Source organism: Rahnella sp. R3(2024) (genome assembly GCF_042920125.1).
In the GTDB taxonomy this organism is placed as follows: Bacteria; Pseudomonadota; Gammaproteobacteria; order Enterobacterales; family Enterobacteriaceae; genus Rahnella; species Rahnella rivi.
This window is the reverse complement of the sequence record NZ_JBHGBU010000001.1, coordinates 2,695,468-2,716,116: the sequence shown is the minus strand read 5'-3', so window position 1 is coordinate 2,716,116 and position 20,649 is coordinate 2,695,468. Positions and strand designations below refer to the sequence as shown.

The 20,649-nt window shown below is 50.1% G+C and carries 14 protein-coding genes and 1 tRNA gene; 9 read left to right on the top strand and 6 right to left on the bottom strand.

Going from position 1 to position 20,649, the window contains the following annotated elements; all coding sequences use genetic code 11:
- The first annotated feature begins 1 nt into the window (after position 1).
- Entirely contained in the window at positions 2-1,222 is a 1,221-nt protein-coding gene (locus ABSH60_RS12315) for a restriction endonuclease subunit S (RefSeq protein WP_390974156.1), read from the top strand.
- Between the two features lie 14 nt (positions 1,223-1,236).
- The gene (locus ABSH60_RS12310; protein ID WP_390974154.1) at positions 1,237-4,467 is read left to right on the top strand and encodes an HsdR family type I site-specific deoxyribonuclease; all 3,231 of its coding nucleotides are present in this window, start codon (positions 1,237-1,239) and stop codon (positions 4,465-4,467) included.
- Positions 4,468-4,738: 271 nt separating this feature from the next.
- Here ABSH60_RS12310 and ABSH60_RS12305 read toward each other — a convergent pair whose 3' ends face one another.
- Positions 4,739-6,007, bottom strand: a complete 1,269-nt coding sequence (locus tag ABSH60_RS12305) for an integrase arm-type DNA-binding domain-containing protein (RefSeq protein WP_390975749.1) — start codon at positions 6,005-6,007, stop codon at positions 4,739-4,741.
- A gap of 196 nt (positions 6,008-6,203) precedes the next feature.
- Positions 6,204-6,288, bottom strand: a tRNA-Leu gene (locus ABSH60_RS12300).
- A 219-nt stretch (positions 6,289-6,507) separates the two neighbouring features.
- On the opposite strand from ABSH60_RS12300, the gene ampH reads away from it, so the two are divergent.
- Positions 6,508-7,647: a D-alanyl-D-alanine-carboxypeptidase/endopeptidase AmpH gene (ampH, locus tag ABSH60_RS12295; RefSeq protein WP_217204456.1), complete on the top strand. Its 1,140-nt coding sequence runs from the start codon at positions 6,508-6,510 to the stop codon at positions 7,645-7,647.
- 81 nt (positions 7,648-7,728) lie between these two features.
- Here ampH and lptG read toward each other — a convergent pair whose 3' ends face one another.
- Positions 7,729-8,799 carry an LPS export ABC transporter permease LptG gene (gene lptG / locus ABSH60_RS12290; protein ID WP_056776552.1) on the bottom strand — a complete coding sequence of 357 codons (1,071 nt, stop codon included), beginning with the start codon at positions 8,797-8,799 and terminating at the stop codon, positions 7,729-7,731.
- Positions 8,799-9,893, bottom strand: coding sequence for an LPS export ABC transporter permease LptF (gene lptF / locus ABSH60_RS12285; RefSeq protein WP_056776550.1), 1,095 nt, complete (start codon positions 9,891-9,893; stop codon positions 8,799-8,801). Before lptF ends, lptG begins: the two co-directional genes overlap by 1 nt.
- A 277-nt stretch (positions 9,894-10,170) precedes the next feature.
- Here lptF and pepA point away from each other — a divergent pair, with 277 nt between their 5' ends.
- The 3 genes from pepA to ABSH60_RS12270 all read left to right on the top strand — a co-directional run bounded on the left by pepA (position 10,171) and on the right by ABSH60_RS12270 (position 15,136).
- Positions 10,171-11,682, top strand: coding sequence for a leucyl aminopeptidase (gene pepA, locus ABSH60_RS12280; RefSeq protein ID WP_056776547.1), 1,512 nt, complete (start codon positions 10,171-10,173; stop codon positions 11,680-11,682).
- Between the two features lie 120 nt (positions 11,683-11,802).
- Entirely contained in the window at positions 11,803-12,288 is a 486-nt protein-coding gene (locus tag ABSH60_RS12275) for a DNA polymerase III subunit chi (RefSeq protein WP_122094369.1), read from the top strand.
- Positions 12,281-15,136 (top strand): valine--tRNA ligase, encoded by a 2,856-nt coding sequence (locus ABSH60_RS12270; protein ID WP_390974151.1) that lies wholly within the window; start codon positions 12,281-12,283, stop codon positions 15,134-15,136. Before ABSH60_RS12275 ends, ABSH60_RS12270 begins: the two co-directional genes overlap by 8 nt.
- Before the next feature lie 44 nt (positions 15,137-15,180).
- On the opposite strand, the gene ABSH60_RS12265 is transcribed toward ABSH60_RS12270, so the two are convergent.
- Complete coding sequence (locus ABSH60_RS12265; RefSeq protein ID WP_390974149.1) at positions 15,181-16,224, bottom strand: M48 family metalloprotease; 1,044 nt, start codon at positions 16,222-16,224, stop codon at positions 15,181-15,183.
- A gap of 3 nt (positions 16,225-16,227) precedes the next feature.
- Positions 16,228-17,418, bottom strand: coding sequence for a DUF898 family protein (locus tag ABSH60_RS12260; RefSeq protein ID WP_390974147.1), 1,191 nt, complete (start codon positions 17,416-17,418; stop codon positions 16,228-16,230).
- Between the two features lie 260 nt (positions 17,419-17,678).
- On the opposite strand from ABSH60_RS12260, the gene ABSH60_RS12255 reads away from it, so the two are divergent.
- The 3 genes from ABSH60_RS12255 (at position 17,679) to ABSH60_RS12245 (ending at position 20,646) form a co-directional block, all read left to right on the top strand.
- Positions 17,679-18,182, top strand: coding sequence for a GNAT family N-acetyltransferase (locus ABSH60_RS12255; RefSeq protein ID WP_122094377.1), 504 nt, complete (start codon positions 17,679-17,681; stop codon positions 18,180-18,182).
- A 43-nt stretch (positions 18,183-18,225) separates the two neighbouring features.
- A complete protein-coding gene (locus ABSH60_RS12250; RefSeq protein ID WP_183848432.1) occupies positions 18,226-18,966 on the top strand; it encodes a MurR/RpiR family transcriptional regulator in 741 nt (246 codons plus the stop codon).
- Positions 18,967-19,113: 147 nt separating this feature from the next.
- Positions 19,114-20,646: a PTS transporter subunit EIIC gene (locus ABSH60_RS12245; protein WP_056776524.1), complete on the top strand. Its 1,533-nt coding sequence runs from the start codon at positions 19,114-19,116 to the stop codon at positions 20,644-20,646.
- The last annotated feature ends 3 nt before the right edge of the window (positions 20,647-20,649 follow it).

Sequence of the window (20,649 nt, the reverse complement as noted above, 5' to 3'; positions counted from 1 at the left end):
GATGAGTGTGGAGAAGAAAGTACCAGAGATTCGTTTTAAAAGGTTTGTTAGGGAGTGGGAAAACCTAACTTTGGGTGATCTTGGTTCTGTCGCCATGAATAAAAGAATTTTTAAGCATCAAACGACCATAGCCGGTGATGTTCCATTCTTTAAAATAGGCACTTTTGGAAAGCAACCTGATGCTTTTATTAGTAAAGCTCTGTTTAATGAATATAAAGCAAAATACCCATATCCAGTTGCGGGAGACCTTCTACTGTCAGCTTCTGGAAGTATTGGTCGCGTTGTTGAATACAAAGGGGAAGAGCACTACTTTCAGGACTCAAATATTGTTTGGCTAAAACATGATGGAAAGATAAACAATTCTTTCTTAAAGGTTTTTTATTCTATGGTTAAATGGAGTGGGCTAGAAGGCAGCACTATCCAACGACTGTACAACAAAAACATCTTAGACACCGAGATTAGTACACCTGAAAGACAAGAACAAATCGCCATCGGCAACTACTTCCAAAAACTCGACACGCTAATCAACCAACACCAACAAAAGCATGACAAGCTCAGCAGCATTAAAAAAGCTATGCTGAAAAAAATGTTCCCCAAACAAGGCGAAACCATCCCAGAAATCCGCTTTAAGGGATTTAGGGGGGAGTGGGTTGAAAATAACCTAGGTGAACTAATAGATATTAGATCTGCCGCCCGAGTTCATAAAGAGCAATGGACTGAAGCAGGTGTGCCATTTTTTAGAACAAGCGATGTTGTATCTATTTACAAACGGCAGGAAAACACCAAAGCATATATATCTCACGATGTTTACCACGGCCTATCTGAGAAGATTGGTAAGGTAACAAAAGATGATCTTCTTATAACTGGAGGTGGCTCCATTGGTATCCCCTACCTAGTCCCGAACGATAATCCTTTATATTTCAAGGATGCTGACTTACTTTGGCTAAAGAACAATAAAAAATTCAATGGGTATTTCCTATATACATTTTTCTTTAGCGCATTTTTCAAACAACACATTAAAAGTATTTCTCATACAGGAACGATTGCGCACTACACAATTGAACAAGCGAAAGTAACACCGATAAATACGTGTTCCCACGAAGAGCAAACCCAAATCGGCAACTATTTTCAAAAGCTCGATGCCCTAATCAACCAACACCAACAACAAATCACCAAACTCAATAACATCAAGCAGGCCTGCTTAAGTAAAATGTTTGTCTAACAGGGAGCGCCATCATGATCACCTTTAAAACCGAAGCGCAATTTGAGCAGGCCTTTATTGAAGTACTGACCCATAAAGGCTGGGAAACAGAGATACTCAAAAACAAAACCGAAGCGGATTTACTGCATAACTGGGCGACCATTTTATTTGAAAATAATCGCCAGCGTGACCGCTTAAACGACGTGCCGTTAACCGATACGGAAATGCAGCAAATTATTGAGCAAATCAAAGAACTTAAAACCCCGCTCAAGCTAAATGGTTTAATTAACGGTAAAACCGTGGCCATTAAGCGCGATAACCCAGCCGATACCTTGCATATGGGCAAAGAAGTCAGCTTAAAAATATACGATCGTCAGGAAATCGCCGCAGGCCAAAGCCGTTACCAAATTGTGCAACAGCCTAAATTTGAACGCGGCAGCCCTTTGCGTAACGACCGACGTGGTGATGTGCTATTACTGATTAACGGGATGCCGGTAATCCATGTAGAGCTAAAGCGCAGTGGTATTCCGGTTAGCCAGGCAGTGAACCAAATTGAAAAATACAGCAAAGAGGGTGTATTTAGCGGCTTGCTTTCGCTTATCCAGGTCTATGTGGCAATGGAACCAAATGAGACAAAATACTTTGCCAACCCTGGGCTCGACGGCAAGTTTAACCCAGACTATCAATTCAACTGGGCCGATTTTAATAACGAACCCATGAACCACTGGAAAGACATCGCCTCTACCTTGCTTTCCATCCCTATGGCGCACCAGTTGATTGGCTTTTATACCGTCGCTGACGATACCGACGGCGTGCTTAAAGTAATGCGCAGTTATCAGTATTACGCCGCCAATGCGATATCTGACAAAGTGGCCAAAACCAACTGGCAGCAACTGAGTAGCGCGGCCAATAATCCCGATCGCCTCGGGGGTTATGTGTGGCATACCACGGGTTCGGGTAAAACCATGACCAGCTTTAAATCGGCGCAGTTGATTGCACAATCCAAAGATGCCGATAAAGTGATTTTTTTAATGGACAGGATTGAGCTGGGTACCCAGTCGCTGACTGAATATCGCAATTTTGCTAGCGATGGCGAAGACGTTCAAGCCACCGAAAATACTCATGTACTGATTACGACATTAAAAAGCACCGCCCCCGCCGATACTTTAATTGTTAGCTCCATTCAAAAAATGAGTAATATTTTTGAAGAAGTTGATGATGAGGGGGCAGCAACAAATTCTGCAGACATTGAAAAAATCCGAGCTAAGCGCTTGGTATTTATAATTGATGAAGCACACCGTTCCACGATGAGTGGTGGTAAAGAAAATAAACTAGGCATGTTAATAAGCATTAAAAAAACATTCCCTAAGGCACTATTTTTTGGGTTTACCGGCACGCCGATTCATGATGAAAATAAAATCAATAGCAATACTACCGCTGACGTTTTTGGTAACGAGTTGCATCGCTATAGCATAGCGGATGGTATACGTGATGGTAACGTTTTGGGCTTTGATCCTTATAAAGTGCCTACCTTTAAAGATAGTGATTTAAGGAAAGAAGTTGCATTAGAACAAGCCAAGGCTGGGTCGGTTGCTGATGCGATGGCGGATCCAGCTAAAAAGAAAAAGTTTAATCACTACATAAACGATGTACCTATGGCTGGTTATAAAGATGCCACAGGAAAATATCACAAAGGTATTGAAGACTATGTACCTAAAAGTCAATATTCAACTGTCACCCACCAGGAAAACGTCGTCAGTGACATCTTAGATAAATGGGATGTTCTCAGCCAAGGCAATAAGTTTCACGCCATTTTAGCCACGAATAGTATCGCTGAAGCAATTGACTATTACCGGCGTTTAAAAGCGGCTAAACCTGAGCTGAAAATCACAGCCTTATTTGATCCTAATATTGATAACGACGACAGTGGTGACCGTGGCCCAACTTTTAAAGGGGATGGCTTAGACGAAATTATGGCCGACTACAACGAGCGTTACGGTCAGGATTATGATTTTGCGCACCATGCAGGTTTTAAAAAAGATGTAGCCAAGCGGCTTGCCCATAAAAAGCCTTACGAGCGTATTCATACCGAGCCTTCGAAGCAATTAGATTTACTGATTGTTGTAGATCAAATGCTCACTGGTTTTGACTCGAAATGGCTTAATACCTTGTATTTAGATAAGGTAATTAAGTATCAGAATATTATTCAAGCCTTCTCTCGCACCAATCGCTTATTTGGCCCCGACAAACCCCACGGCATCATTCGTTATTATCGCTATCCACATACCATGGAGCAGCACATTAACGCTGCGGTAAAACTTTACTCCGGCGATAAGCCTATCGGCTTGTTTGTTGATAAGTTAGAAAGCAATTTAAAAGCCATGAATGAATCTGTGGCTGACATTACCGAGCTATTTGTTAGCGCCGGTATTGAGAATTTTGAAAAACTGCCAGACGATATAGAAACCTGTGCCCAATTCGCCAAATTATTTAACACCTTTAGCCAGCATCTGGAAGCGGCTAAAGTACAAGGTTTGCATTGGGAACAGTCAGTCTATTCCTTTACTGAAAATGATGTAGAACATGAGGTAACACTGACCATAGACGAACAAACTTACCTGAGCCTGGTCCTACGTTACAAAGAGTTGGTAGGCAAAAGTGATGGCGGTGGCGAAGGTGGCGACGATGTGCCTTTTGATATCAGTGGTTATTTAACTGAAATAGATACCGGCAAAATCGATGCCGACTATATGAACAGCCGCTTTGATAAATTTTTAAAAGAGTTGAACAAACATCAAGACCCAGAGAGTATTGAATCCACATTAAATGAGCTGCACAAGTCGTTTGCAACGCTCACCCAAATTGAGCAAAAGTACGCCAAACTCTTCTTGCACGACTTGCAGCGCGGCGATGCGCAACTACTTGAAGGCTATACTTTTAGAGACTACATCAACACCTACAAAGATAACGCTGAAAATGCCCAATTAAACACAGTTGTTAATGCTCTTGGTTTAGATAAAGGACTACTCATCGCATTAATGGCTGATAGTGTTAATGATAAGAATCTCAACGAGTTTGGTCGCTTCGACGCATTAAAAGATTCGGTAGATATGGCAAAAGCTAAGATCTATTTTGAAAAACAAGACGGCGTAACCATACCTCCATTTAAGTTGAATATACGCATTGATCAATTTTTAAAGCAGTTTATTTTTGCACAAACGGATGATTTCTTAAGTGATAGTGATGTTGTTGGTGAAGTGATGTAATGGACGTGCTTCCCTCAGCGTAAGTCCTGACACACTTATGCTGAGTGTTCTTCTTCCAAAGATATTACCTTATGAACTCGATAAAAGTCATTGGCGTCGTTCTGGCTAAATCCGTGTTTCAGATATGCGTCTACAGACAACAAATGTTATTATCCACCATAATTTACTTTAGGTTGATTAAAACGCAAAAAGCCCCTGTCGTTTGACAGAGGCTTTAAGTGAAATAAAAAATCCTTGAATGAGACGTAATATTACAACAGACTTGTGATGGTTACTTGAATGGATTATTTACTTTTGCATAATCAAAAGGTGAGGTAGTTTTCTGTCTGTTTGCATCCAGATAATCAGCCCACCACTGCAGCATTAGCCTGCGTTCATCCAAGTGCTCTGCCTTATGAATGTAAGACGCACGTACAGAGTTCCGCTCCTGATGGCTCATCTGCCGCTCTACTGCATCCTTAGACCACATCCCTGACTCAATCAACGAACTGCATGCCATGGTTCTAAAACCGTGACCACAGACTTCCGCCTTAGTGTCATAGCCCATCACACGCAGTGCATTGTTAACCGTGTTTTCACTCATAGGTTTACGTGGGTCATGATCGCCAACGAAAATTAAATCGCGATTACCATTTAGCCGTTTTATTTTCTCAAGGACGGCAAGGGCCTGACGAGATAACGGTACCAGGTGAGGCATTCGCATCTTAGATCCACGGTGAGAATGTTTAACACCTTCTAATGGTTCACGATCTGCCGGTATCGTCCACATTGATGTATCGAAGTCGATCTCTGACCAACGGGCGAAACGCAGTTCACTGGAGCGGATAAAGACCAGCAGCGTCATTTCTATAGCTAAACGAGTAAGCGGTCTGCCGGTGTAGGTATCGATACGGTGAAGTAGTTCAGGAGTACGGCTAAGTTCTAAGGCGGGGCGATGTTGCCGTTTTGCTGTAGCGACGGCTCCAGCCATTTCCTGCGCAGGATTGTAATCCGTCAAACAGCTTTGTACAGCATAGCGCATGATTGCTGTCGTGCGCTGCTGTAGGCGCGAAGCCACCTCAAGACGCCCTGATTTCTCTACCGCTTTGATGGGTGCCAGCAAATCACGGGTTTTAAGTTCGCCAATATTGCATTTACCGATGAAGGGGAAGAGGTTGTCCTCGAGGGTTTTCAAAACACGATTGCTGTGATCTTTTGACCACTTCTTATTAGTCGCATGCCATTCTCTGGCAACCACTTCGAAAGTGAAGACTTCTTTAGCCAACTCTTCTTTTACTGCTCGCTTTTGTTCACGAGGATCGATGCCTGCCGCCACCAATTTTCTGGCAGCTTCTCTTTTATTCCTGGCATCAGCAAGAGATGTCTCTGGGTAAACGCCAAAGGCCATCAGGTGTTGCTTGCCACCAAAGCGAAAGCGGAAACGCCAGTATTTAGAGCCGTTAGGGTGTATCAACAAAAACATGCCATCGCCTTGTACTAGCGAGTATTCCTTTGCTTCTGGTTTTGCCGAACGCACCTTGGTATCAGTCAGGGCCTTGATGGTATTCCTTCCAAATGCTGCCGTGAGTATAAAAGCATTATCGAACCAGCATATACCCGGTTCTATACTCCCAGACATGTTGATGTGAGGTAACTTAGATTGACGTCGGTTGACTAATAAGCGGGGAAAAGCCTTGCGGGAACTGGATTTTAGGCATAAAAAAAGCCACCCGTGGGTGACTTGATTTACATACTAATGGTGCCGAAGGCCGGAATCGAACCGGCACGCCTTGCGGCGGTTGATTTTGAGTCAACTGCGTCTACCGATTTCGCCACTTCGGCACAGAAAGTAGTATGCGGAAAACGTGGGCATTATACCCAGCCCAGCAGGTCACGCAATAGTTATCCCACCCTGTTCGGTTTAAGTGTTGAAAAAACAAACATCAGCGGCGGTAAGTGGGGGTTTTGTTGACAAAAATCTTCGATTTGGGCGCGTTTTTCTCATGCCGTTTCTCAAACTTCGCATTAGTATACAAATCACGAATAGTTGATGCCCTGTTGATGGATACCCGCTTGTTGAAAAAAATCTCTCTTTCGCTCCTTGCGCTGGCCTTTGCCAGTACGCCTTTATGGAGCTATGCGCAACAAAACGCGCGTCTCGCGTCGCAGGTCGTGGATGACCATGCAGAACACATTTTTTACGGCAGTGGCGCAATGGGAATGGCGCTGGTGGTGGTGGATAACAATCAGCAGGTGTTCCGCAGTTTTGGTGAAACCCGCCCCGGTTCCGATGTGCGTCCACGTGAAGACTCCCTCGTGCGCGTTGCGTCGCTGACTAAGCTGATTACCAGCGAAGTGCTGGTCAAAATGGCGCAACAGGGCAAAGTCAGTATTAATGACCCGCTGCGTAAATATGCACCTGCCGGTGCCCGCGTACCCAGTTACAACGGCACCAATCCCATCACGTTGCTGAATCTGGCGACGCACACCAGTGGGCTGCCGCGTGAGCAACCGGGTGGCGTTGCGCATCGTGATGTATTTACCTGGCCGACGAAAAGCGATCGCTGGAACTGGCTGAGCGTCGCCAAAATGACCGTGCCGCCGGGCGCCCGCGCGTCTTACTCTAATCTGGCATTTGATCTGTTGTCGGATGCGTTATCAAAAGCCGCGAATAAACCTTACACCCAACTTCTGCGCGAGCAGATCACCCAGCCGCTCGGCATGATCGACACCACGCTCACGCCAAATGCCAGCCAGTGTGCAAGGCTGATGGTGGGCCTGCGACCGACGCCATGCATCAACACCACCGCAGCAGCAGGCAGTGGCGGGCTGTACTCGACGCCGGCTGATATGGGCCGCTGGATGCGTCAGTTCCTCGGGCAACGCACCTCTACCGCCGAGATGGCGCAGAAAATGTATTACAAACGTTCTGATTTAGTGTCGCTTAAGGGGATGGACGTACCGGGCATGGCGGACTCGCTGGGCATGGGATGGGTGACCATGGCGCCAACCCCACTGTTACCGCGCATCATTCAGAAAACCGGTGGCGGCGGTGGTTTTATCACTTATGTTGCGATGGTACCGCAACGCGGTGTCGGTGTGTTCGTGGTGGTGACCCGCAGCGAGCTGACCAAGTTTAAAAACATGAGCGATGGCGTGAACGATCTGGTGGCTGATCTGGTGCGCAATAACGAGATCTGATTGTTCAGACCTCCGCATTCAGACGTAAAAAAAGCAGGCCTCTGTAAAGAGCCTGCTTTTTGTTTATCTGAATCTGCGGTTTTACTTTTTCTTCAACAGCAAATACATGCTGATGACGAGGAACAGTCCGCTTGGCAGCAATGCGCCCAGAATCGGCGGAATGCTGTAAACCAGGCTCAGCGGGCCGAAAATCTGATCAAGCACGTAGAACAGGAAACCAAAGCAGATCCCCGTCACCACCCGCACGCCCATCGGCACGCTGCGCAGCGGCCCGAAGATGAACGAAAGCGCCATCAGCATCATTACGGCAACAGACAGCGGAGAGAAGATTTTACTCCACATGTTCAGCTGGTAACGCTTGGACTCCTGGCCGCTCTGCTTGAGGTATTTTACGTAGTTGTAGAGCCCGCTTATCGACAACGCATCCGGATCCAGCGCCACGACACCGAGTTTGTCCGGTGTCAGGTTGGTTTTCCACACGCCGGAAAGGGTCTGGGAACCGGTGATTTGCAGCTTATCAGTCAGGTCTGATTCATCCACCTGAGAGAGTTTCCACTCGCCATTATCAAAGGTCGCTGAAGAGGCATAACGCACCGATTGCAGCTTGTTCTGATCATCGAAATGGTAGATGTTCACGCCAGTGAGTTCTTTCTCACCCGCAACACGCTCAATGTAGATAAAGTCATGCCCGTCTTTTGCCCACAGCCCGTTTTGAGTGGAGAGCAGCGAACCGCCGTACATCTGCTGCGCACGATAGTTACGCGCCATCTGCTCGCCCTGCGGCGCGACCCACTCACCAATCGCCATGGTCAGCAGCACCAGCGGAATTGCCGTTTTCATCACCGATGCAGCGATCTGCATACGGGTGAAACCAGAGGCCTGCATGACCACCAGCTCACTGCGTGTTGCCAGTGTGCCAAGCCCCAGCAATGCACCGAGTAGTGCGGCCATTGGGAAGAAGATCTCGATATCTTTCGGAACGCTCAGCAAGGTGTAAAGCCCTGCGCCCGCCGCTGAATATCCGCCCTGCCCGACCTTACGCAACTGGTCAACAAACTTGATGATGCCGGAGAGTGACACCAGCATGAACAACGTCATCATGATGGTGTTGAAGATCGTGCGACCGATGTACCGGTCTAATACGCCAAACATCAGGCAACTCCTCTCAGACGCGCGCGGACCTTACGAACCGGCAAGGTATCCCATGCATTCAGAACCAATGCCAGTGCGAGGTAGAGCAGGTTAGTGCCCCACATCCAGACCATCGGATCCAGTTTACCTTTCGCGCCATTGGAACGCAGGGAGGTTTGCAGCAGGAAGAAAATCAGATAAAGCAGGATAGCCGGCAACATGCTCAGCACGCGGCCCTGACGCGGGTTCACCACGCTAAGCGGAACCACTAACAGCGCCATGATAAAGACAGACACAATTAATGTGATACGCCAGTTAAGCTCTGCACGCGCTTCCGGCTCATCGGAATGCCAGAGTTGCGACATGCTCATCTGATCGGACTCGTTCGGATCCAGCTGAACGGTCTGATGACCAATAACGGCAAGATAATCGGTAAAGTCAGTGACGCGGAAATCGCGCAGCAAGGCCGTGCCCTCATAGCGCGTGCCCTGATCCAGAGTCACGACCTGAGAACCGTCCGGACGTTGCAACATGTGGCCTTTATCTGCCACCACCACCGAAGGACGCTGGTTGCCACTCGGGCGCAGTTGCGCCAGGAAGACGTTATGGAATTCCTTACCTTTCACGTTACCCACGAACAGTACTGCATTGCCGTTTTGTGCCTGCTGGAACTGGCCTTCAACCATCGCCGCCATACTGGGATTGGCTTTGGCTTCCGCCAGAACCGCATCCTGATGTTTCGATGACCACGGGCTTAACCATATCGCGTTAAAGCCGGCGAAAACTGAGGTAAATAACGCCAATACCATCGCCGCGATGACCAGCGACCGTTTTCCAAGACCACAGGCATGCATGACCGTGATTTCACTGTCGGTATACAATTTACCGAGCGTCATCAGCAAGCCGAGGAAAAGGCTGAGAGGAAGGATAAGCTGCGCCATTTCCGGAATACCTAAACCCAGAAGTGACAGAACTAAATTTGTTGGGATATCGCCATCGACTGCCGCTCCAAGCACCCTGACCAGCTTCTGACAAAAGAAGATGAGAAGCAGAATGAACAGAATGGCAAATTGGCTCTTGAAGGTTTCCCTAACCAGATATCTAATGATGATCACGCTTAATACGCCTGTGAAAACTTGTCTTTTTGAAGGAAAATCGCTAGTTTCATCGCTAATCCGTCATTTATTCTCATCATATGGCAACCTTCACAGCTAAAATAGTATTACAACACCGAGAATTGGGGTGTCCTATAGGAACATGCTTATAGCCGCCAAAATAAAAACTAACGCCGTTTAAGGTTAACACAGGTCGTTAACACAATGACGGGAGAGTGTCTCCGGCAACCATTCTAGCCGTACCTCCCGCCCTTGTCTTTAAGATTCAGGAGAGTGCATGGAGTTCAGCGTAAAAAGCGGTAGCCCGGAAAAACAACGCAGTGCCTGTATTGTAGTCGGCGTTTTCGAACCTCGCCGTCTGTCACCGATTGCCGAACAGCTCGATAAAATCAGTGATGGCTATATCAGTGCCCTGCTCCGCCGTGGCGAACTTGAAGGCAAAGTGGGCCAGACCCTGTTGCTGCATCATGTACCGAATATTCTTTCAGAACGCATTTTGCTGATTGGTTGTGGCAAAGAACGCGAACTGGATGAGCGCCAGTACAAACAGGTTATCCAGAAAACGATCAATACCCTGAACGACACCGGTTCTATGGAAGCCGTTTGCTTCCTCACCGAGCTGCACGTAAAAGGGCGCAATACTTACTGGAAAGTGCGCCAGGCGGTCGAAACCTCTAAAGAATCGCTTTATACCTTCGACCAGCTGAAAAGCAATAAAGTCGAACCTCGCCGTCCGCTGCGTAAAATGGTCTTCAACGTGCCAACCCGCCGTGAACTGACCAGCGGTGAGCGCGCCATCCAGCACGGTTTAGCCGTCTCCGCTGGCATCAAAGCCGCGAAAGATCTGGGCAATATGCCACCAAACATCTGTAACGCCGCTTATCTGGCGTCACAGGCGCGTCAGCTCGCCGACGCGTTCAGCACGAACATCACCACCCGCGTTATCGGCGAACAGCAGATGAAAGAGCTGGGGATGAACGCTTATCTGGCCGTCGGTCAGGGTTCGAAAAACGAATCGCTGATGTCGGTGATGGAATATAAGGGCAATCCTAATCCGGACGCTAAGCCTATCGTGCTCGTCGGCAAAGGCCTGACCTTCGATTCCGGCGGTATTTCCATCAAGCCCGCCGCGGATATGGATGAAATGAAGTACGACATGTGTGGTGCAGCCGCGGTGTATGGCGCAATGCGCGTCGTGGCTGAACTGAATTTGCCGCTCAACGTGATTGGCGTCCTCGCTGGCTGTGAAAACATGCCAGGCGGCCAGGCGTTCCGTCCGGGTGACATTTTGACGACAATGTCCGGCCAGACTGTCGAAGTGCTGAACACCGACGCGGAAGGCCGTCTGGTGCTGTGTGACGCGCTGACCTACGTCGAACGTTTCGATCCTGAGCTGGTGATTGACGTCGCCACGCTGACCGGTGCCTGCGTGATTGCCCTTGGTCATCACATCACCGGGTTGCTGTCTAACCACAATCCGCTGGCCCATGAGCTGATTGGCGCCTCCGAGCAGGCAGGTGACCGCGCATGGCGTCTGCCGCTGGCTGACGAATATCAGGAACAGCTGGACTCCAACTTTGCTGATATGGCAAACATTGGTGGCCGTGCAGGGGGTGCTATCACCGCCGGTTGCTTCCTGTCGCGCTTCACCCGTAAATACAGCTGGGCGCATCTGGACATCGCCGGTACTGCATGGCGTTCAGGGAAAAACAAAGGGGCAACAGGTCGCCCGGTCGCGCTGCTGTCACAGTTCCTGCTCAACCGTGCCGGTCTTGACGGTGATGAATGATCTGATTCACCCGTCAAATAAGGTATAATTTCACCCTCAGGGTTTGGCTCGCCAGACCCTTCACAGGCGGGCGCACCCAGTTGCGCCCCTGTTTTTTCTCAGCAGCACAGTGAACTCATCATGAAACAGGCAACCTTTTTTCTTCTCGATGCGCCGGATGCAAGTGGCGAGCTCAGCTCACACGAAGCGCTGGCCTGTCAGGTCGCCGCTGAACGTTACCGGATGGGCAAACGTGTCCTGCTGGCTTGTGAAGATCAACAACAGGCCGAGCGTCTGGATGAAGCACTCTGGAAGCGCGATCCGAGCCACTTTGTGCCGCACAATCTGGCGGGCGAAGGCCCGCGTTTTGGTGCGCCGGTGGAGCTCTGCTGGCCAGGTAAGCGCGGCAATGCGCCACGCGACCTGCTGATAAGCCTGCTGCCTGAGTTTGCAGATTTTGCTACTGCTTTCCATGAAGTGGTAGACTTCGTTCCTTACGAAGATTCCCTTAAACAACTTGCGCGCGAACGCTACAAAGCCTATCGCAGCGTGGGTTTCTCTTTGACGACGGCCACGCCGCCCTCCGTCACCACATCGACCGACGAAAATACGAAGCGAAATGGATAAGACATATAACCCGCAAGACATCGAGCAGCCGCTTTACGAGCACTGGGAACAACAGGGCTATTTCAAGCCACATGGTGATACCAGTAAAGAAAGCTTTGCCATCATGATCCCGCCGCCGAACGTTACCGGCAGCTTGCACATGGGTCATGCTTTCCAGCAAACCATCATGGACGCCATGATCCGCTATCAGCGCATGCAGGGCAAAAACACCCTGTGGCAGGCGGGCACCGACCATGCGGGTATCGCAACGCAAATGGTGGTTGAGCGTAAAATCGCGGCCGAAGAAGGCAAAACCCGTCACGACTATGGCCGTGAAGCGTTTATCAACAAAATCTGGGACTGGAAAGCAGAATCCGGCGGCACCATTACCCGCCAGATGCGCCGCCTCGGCGACTCCGTGGACTGGGAGCGCGAGCGCTTCACCATGGATGAAGGCCTGTCCAACGCCGTGCGCGAAGTGTTTGTTCGCCTGTACAAAGAAGACCTGATTTACCGTGGCAAACGCCTGGTGAACTGGGATCCGAAACTGCGCACCGCCATCTCCGACCTCGAAGTAGAAAACCGCGAATCCAAAGGTTCCATGTGGCACCTGCGTTATCCGCTGGCTGACGGCGCGAAAACTGCTGAAGGCAAAGATTATCTGGTGGTCGCCACCACTCGTCCGGAAACCGTGCTCGGTGATACCGGCGTGGCCGTTAACCCGGAAGATCCGCGTTACAAAGATCTGATCGGCAAAGAGATCATTCTGCCGCTGGTGGGCCGTCGCATTCCTATTTTGGGCGATGAACACGCGGATATGGAAAAAGGCACCGGCTGCGTGAAGATCACGCCTGCGCATGACTTTAACGACTATGAAGTCGGTAAACGTCACGGCCTGCCGATGATCAACATCCTGACTTTCGATGGCGATATCCGCCAGACCGCTGAAGTATTCGATACTAACGGCGAAGAAAGTGATGCATGTGCCAATGATATCCCTGAGCAGTTCCGTGGCCTTGAGCGTTTTGCTGCGCGTAAAGCCGTGGTCGCAGCCTTTGATGAAGCGGGCCTGCTGGAAGAAGTTAAACCTCACGATCTGACCGTACCTTACGGCGACCGTGGCGGCGTGGTGATCGAGCCAATGCTGACCGACCAGTGGTACGTCCGTACCGCGCCGCTGGCGAAAGTGGCAGTAGAAGCCGTTGAGCAAGGTGAGATCCAGTTCGTGCCTAAACAGTACGAAAACATGTACTTCAGCTGGATGCGTGACATTCAGGACTGGTGTATTTCCCGTCAGCTGTGGTGGGGACACCGCATTCCTGCGTGGTATGACGCCGAAGGCAACGTTTTCGTTGGCCGCGACGAAGCGGAAGTACGCAGCGAAAACAATCTGGGCGCAGACGTCGTGCTGACTCAGGACGAAGACGTGCTCGACACCTGGTTCTCTTCCGGCCTGTGGACTTTCTCCACGCTGGGCTGGCCAGAACAGACGCCTGATCTCAAAGCCTTCCACCCTTCAAGCGTGGTCGTGAGCGGCTTCGACATCATCTTCTTCTGGATCGCGCGCATGATCATGATGACCATGCACTTCGTGAAAGACGAAAACGGCAAGCCACAGGTTCCGTTTAATACCGTTTACATGACCGGTCTTATCCGCGACGACGAAGGGCAGAAAATGTCCAAGTCCAAAGGTAACGTTATCGATCCGCTGGATATGATTGACGGTATCTCACTGGAAGACCTGCTGGAAAAACGTACCGGCAACATGATGCAGCCTCAGCTGGCGGAAAAAATCCGCAAGCGTACCGAGAAGCAATTCCCGAACGGTATCGAACCGCACGGCACCGACGCCCTGCGCTTCACGCTGGCGGCGCTGGCTTCTACTGGCCGTGATATCAACTGGGACATGAAGCGTCTTGAAGGCTACCGCAACTTCTGTAACAAGCTGTGGAACGCCAGCCGCTTCGTACTGATGAACACCGAAAATCAGGATTGTGGCCTGAACGGCGGCGAACTTGAGCTGTCACTGGCTGACCGCTGGATCCTCGCAGAATATAACCGCACGGTGAAAGCCTACCGTGACGCGATGGACAGCTATCGCTTCGATCTGGCTGCCAGCATTCTGTATGAATTCACCTGGAACCAGTTCTGCGACTGGTATCTGGAGCTGACCAAGCCGGTCATGAACGGGGGCAGCGAAGCACAACTGCGCGGTACCCGTCATACGCTGGTGGAAGTGCTGGAAGGTCTGCTGCGTCTTGCGCATCCGATCATTCCGTTCATCACTGAAACCATCTGGCAGCGCGTGAAAACGCTGAAAGGCATCACAGCTGAAACCATCATGCTGCAACCTTTCCCTGAGTTTGATGCGGCGAAAGCGGATGAACTGGCGCTGGCCGATCTCGAGTGGATCAAGCAGGCGATCATCGCAATCCGTAACGTGCGTGCCGAGATGAACCTGTCTCCGGCCAAGCCGCTGGAACTGCTGCTGCGCGGTGCAGGTGCGGATGCACAGCGTCGTGTGGAACAGAACCTGAGCTTCATTAAATCTCTGGCGCGTCTGGAATCCATCACCATTCTGCCTGCCGGCGACAAAGGCCCGGTGTCTGTCACCAAGCTGGTCGAAGGCGCGGAACTGCTGATCCCGATGGCGGGTCTGATCGACAAAGATGCTGAGCTGGCACGTCTCGACAAAGAGATCGCAAAACTCGACGGCGAGATTGCTTCCATAGAAGGCAAATTGTCTAACGAAGGTTTTGTCGCGCGTGCGCCAGAAGCCGTTGTCGCAAAAGAACGCGAACGTCTGGCAGCCTGCGGTGAAGCGAAACTCAAGATTGCAGAGCAGAAAGCCACGATTGCCGCGCTGTAAACTCGCTAAAGCAAAATGATAAAGGCCGCGCAAGCGGCCTTTTTTTATGGGCGGGGAAACTCGTGTTTATCCGCTTCCCTGATATGTTCAATCCGTGATTGCATCGCCGGGTGCGTACTCAGCCAGTCCGGCAACGTGCTGTCGTGGATTTTTTCATTCTGCGACTGCGCTGAGAGCAACATATAAATTTGCGCCATTTGCGCCAGCGACCGCCCTTCCCGCTTCATCTCTGCGATCGCCCAGTCATCCGCCTCGCGCTCCATGCTACGCGAAAACTGCAATTCATTGGCAAGTGACGCCGTCTGGAGAAGCGTATCACCGATACCGCTGACATCTCCGGTCATCCACAGGAGCGTGAGTGACACCAGCGAAGAGCGCACCAGCATGCGCATCGGATGACGATAAGCATGATGAGCCATTTCATGCAGCATGACTGCCGCCAGCGCATCATCCCCGGGGCTGAGTTCCACCAGCTTATCGCTGAGGATCAGCGTGCCATCCGCCAGCATAAACGCATTAGCGGTATCAGGAATATTCATCAGTTTCAGGCTGACCGGCGTTCGGTCATCGCGCAATGACGGCGGAGTCACCTGCCGGAACAGCGCCTGAAGAGCGCTCTGCCGGACATCGGGCAGCGCCGATGCCTGAAAATCACTGGCTTTCAGAAGCGTCATCGTATGACGACCGAGGTTCTGCTCAATGGTGGTCGGAATTCGCAGCGCAATGGCATGACTGGCCCAGGGTAATAAACCGTAGACATAAAAGATAATCAGCAGGCAGGTCGACAGCAGCGCAAGGATGACACCGCGCTTGTGGCTTTCCATACGATAAACCCAGCCCGGCTTTCGATGCTGCGACAGCCAGTGACGAAACGCCGCGTCACCGGAAGGCACAAAACGGCTGCCGTCGGGAAATGTGAGGAATAAAGGGATAGTGCCGAGCGCGTCAGAAACATCAATATCACGCAGCGAAAATCGAGTCTGCGATTCCGGCGTGTCCAGCGTCAGTTGCTGTCCTTCTTCTAAAAAGAGGCGGGCAGCCTCACGCGCTGCCCGTCCCGGAGGCTGATAAAAGCCTTCAATGATCATGCATTACATACCGACGCCAAGATCAAACGCCTGTGCAACTTCTTCGGCAACGGCCGTGTTAACAGAATCGCTGTGTGCCTGCACATCCAGCAGTGATAAATCGCCAGAAACAGCGGTCGATGCGGCGATGTAACGCGCCATACGCACATGCGCCACCGGCGTCGCCAGACCCAGTGAGAACACCACAATCAGCGCATTAGTGAACAGAAGCCCCAGGTAGGAGAGGGTTTTCATCGAGGAATGCAGCTTAACCCCGCTGCCAATCCGTGTCTGGTTAAAGACGTAATTACGGATAGCCACGACCTGATAACTGGCAACCACGAGGGAACCCACCAGCAGAATGACGATGGCAAGGAAGAAACCAAACAGATTGCCCATCAGCATCGCACTGGCCATGTCATCAGACATACCGCCCATCAAAGCCATCTGATACAGGGTGGTGATAAACGATCCCATCAGCCAGAAGGCGAAGATAAGGAATGGCAGGAATAATAAAATGCCCAGCAGGCTGTATTTAATAAATGCGGCTTTCTTTAATTCGGCACTGAATGCCGTCTTTCCAAAGAACATATTATTGACGTACAGGTCGTGGGTCATGGCGCTGATAATCCCCTGAACGGCAGCAATACCAGGGACTAAGGCGACAGCCACCAGCACCACGCTCAGTAATATTGCACTGATACTGGCTGTCTGAACTGCAATCAGAACGATGGCCACAATCGGAATATACAACGCCAGCATCAGCAGGATCGGACACAGGTACAGGGTCCAGTAAGCGCGCCCTGTTTTGCAGTGATAATTAAAACGCACACCACGGTAGCTGGTCATGATCGCATTGTAGCGCCAGCTGCGAATAATCACCCACGGCAGCAGGGCGAAAAAGGCCAGCACGAACAATAACGCCAGATGCGGCATTATTGCCGCCAGAATATAAAAGACAATGATCACTGCAATCACCAGCAAACGGCCTTTCAATATTTGAATTGGCTTTGCGTGATAATCAAAACGATCACCGTTTATTTCAGTATTACCCAGAAAATAACGACGACGGCGTACTGTCGCCCATGCAGAATAAATCCCTAATGTGACAATGGTCAGTAATGCATTAACCAGCCAGATTGCGAAATATTCTCCGCCCTTACCATGAAAACGGACCTGATGCAGGTTGTCGTTGTGTTGATTATTATCAGACATTTTTTATCTTTCGTCCTGAAAGGAATGAGAAACCGTCTCTCCTGTAATTAAGAAAGAGGCGTAGTGCTTTACATAACGATGAAGATTTAATCACGCTCCGGTACAAGGAGGCAACGAATTCTTTACAATTCAGATGAAAAAGACTCTCATTTGCGTTAAGGAATATGCCGCAGAGGGGACGGCAGCGTTGCGCCCACCCGCCCTTAAATGGTATTAAAACGGTCTGTATGATTGCCGATTATTGAAACTGAGTGAGTAACATGACGACCACCTTTCCTGTCAGCGTGCTGGTGCGCCCGATCCGCCCTGAAGATAATGCCGCTATCGCTAACGTGATCCGCCACGTTTCTGCCGAATTTGGCCTGACGGCTGACAAAGGCTATACCGTCGCTGATCCGAATTTAGATCATCTGTATGAAAGCTACAGCCAGCCGCGCTGTGCTTATTGGGTGGTGGAACTGGATGGCGTGGTGGCCGGTGGTGGCGGTATGGCACCGCTGTCAGGTGCAGAAGACGATTTGTGCGAGTTGCAGAAGATGTACTTCATGCCTTCTTTGCGCGGCCAGGGTCTGGCTAAACGTCTGGCATTACAGGCCATTGATCATGCGCGTCAGCAAGGGTTTGCCCGCTGCTATCTGGAAACCACCGCCAGCCTGACTCAGGCCATTGCCCTGTATGAACGCCTCGGCTTCCAGCACATTGATGGCGCAATGGGGAATACAGGTCACGTCGATTGCGAAGTGACGATGTTAAAATACCTCTGACACCACTTTCGTTCTTTAATCGATCTTTGCAAACAGGCGCCTCATGTTCACACACAAAGCCATTTCCGCGTTAAATGAACTGGAACTGACGGTCTATAACTACATCGTCAAAAATGGCGACAAAGTGATGTACATGACTATCCGCGAACTGGCGGATGCAGCAGGCGTGTCTACCACCACTGTTTTGCGCTTCTGTAAAAAGATGGATTGCGACGGTTACTCAGAATTTCGTATCCGTTTTAAGCTGTTTTTAGAACATGAAGAAAAGCCGCCTGTTTCTTTTGGAATCAGTGAAATTATCAGCTATTTCAAAAGTATTAATAACAGCGAGTTTGATGAATTATTAGATCAGGCCGCAAAACAAATATCTGATGCCCAGCGCATTATATTTGTGGGCGTGGGAACGTCAGGTTCACTCGGGAAATACAGCGCACGTTTTTTCTCTAATGTTGGAAAATTCAGCACCTTTATTGACGACCCTTATTTCCCGATCAACAGCGATATGTATAAAGATGCCATCGCCATTATTCTTTCTGTCTCCGGTGAAACGGAAGAAGTGCTGCGCTTTGCCACACAGTTCAGCCAGCACAATTGCAAGATCATCAGCCTGACCAACAGCGAGAACTCCACGCTGGCGCGCATGGCAGACCTCAACATCTCATACCACATGCCGCAAATCGTGCTTGAAGGCCAATATAATATTACTACGCAGATCCCGGTACTTTATATTATTGAAACTATCGGCAAGAAACTTCCGTTAATAAAACGTGACCCAGCGCAATGAAAAAACAGGGTGTTTTTACGTTGTGACATATTCCTAATCTTGTTTTTTGTTATATCGTGACTTCATCCTTTCTTTTGCTACACTCCTGCCAGCGATTAAAAAAAATAAAATTCACCTCTGTACACCCCGGCAGGAGAATAATAAATAATGGCCATTGATTACGCACAAACAGCCCAGGATATTGTTAAATATATCGGCGGCAATGCTAATGTGATTAGCATCACACATTGCGCGACTCGTTTACGTTTTGTTCTGAAAGATAATAAAGCCGTCGATAAAGAAGAATTAAAACGTGTAAAAGGCGTGATCACAGTGATTGAGGCCGGTGGCCAGATGCAGGTGGTGATCGGCAACCACGTCAGTGATGCCTATAAACAGGTATTACAACTGATCGACATCGATGAAAACGCACCTGTTTCAGCGCCAAACGTCGGTATCGTCAGCCGGGTTATGGACGTCATCTCCAGCATTTTTACCCCGTTCCTTTATCAGCTCGCCGCCTGCGGTATTTTACAGGGGATCATCTCCTTCCTTGCCGCTGTCGGGATTATGGATGCGAACAGCGGCACCTACCGTATTCTCAACTTTGTGTCGTGGACGGCGTTTACTTTCCTGCCGGTGATGATTGCCTTCACTGCCGCCAAAAAATTCAACGTGAACCCTTTCACCGCCGTGATTACGGCGTGTGCGCTGATCAGCCCTGATTACATGAACATGCTGACGGCGTTCAAGATCACCTCAATCAACTCCGCTGACCCGGCCATGCAGCAACTGATGCGCGAAGCGGTGAGCAATCCTGATATCGCCAACATTCTGCAAAACGTGGTCGGCATTCCGGTTTCTGCACCGACGCTGGATTTCCTCGGCATTCCGGTGAAATACCTGAGTTACACCGCCTCCGTTATCCCGATCATTCTGATGGTCTGGGCGATGTCGTACATCGAGCACTTCTTTAATAAAGTGCTGCCGGTGGTTATCCGTAACCTGTTCACCCCCATGTTCTGTATCGCCATTATGGTGCCGATGACCCTGCTGGTGTTCGGCCCGGTCGGTAACATGATCGGCGGCGCGATCGGCGGCGTTTATAATTATCTCTATCACCTCAGCCCGATCATTGCCGGTTTCGTGGTCGGCGCCTTCTGGCAACCGCTGGTCACGCTTGGCGTTCACTGGGGCATTACGCCGGTGACCGTCGGCAACTACGCGACCTTGGGTTATGACACCTTTACCGGCCTGCAGGCTTCCGCCGTCTTCGCGATGACCGGCAGCATGTTCGGCGTGTACCTGAAAACCCGCAGCCGTGAAATGAAAGGCATCTCGCTCTCCGCGGGCGTAACTGGTCTGTTTGGCATCACTGAACCGGCCATTTACGGTGTGGCGCTGCGCCTGAAAAAACCTTTCCTGTGCAGCTGCGTTGCGGGCGGTATCGGCGGCGCGATAGCCGGTTCCTTTAATGCGGTGTCATGGAGCTACTGCCTGCCGGGTATCGCCGTGCTGCCGGTGTTCTTTAAAGAAGGCCACATGCCGCAGTTCCTTGGCTTCCTGCTGTCGATAAGCGTGGCCTTTGTTCTCGGTGCGCTCTTCACCTGGCTGGTCGGCTTCAAAGACGAGCCCGATGTGGTAGCCACCAAAAAGGTACAGGCTGAATCCCGTCGTGCCGCGCAGGCGGAAATGAATTAAATC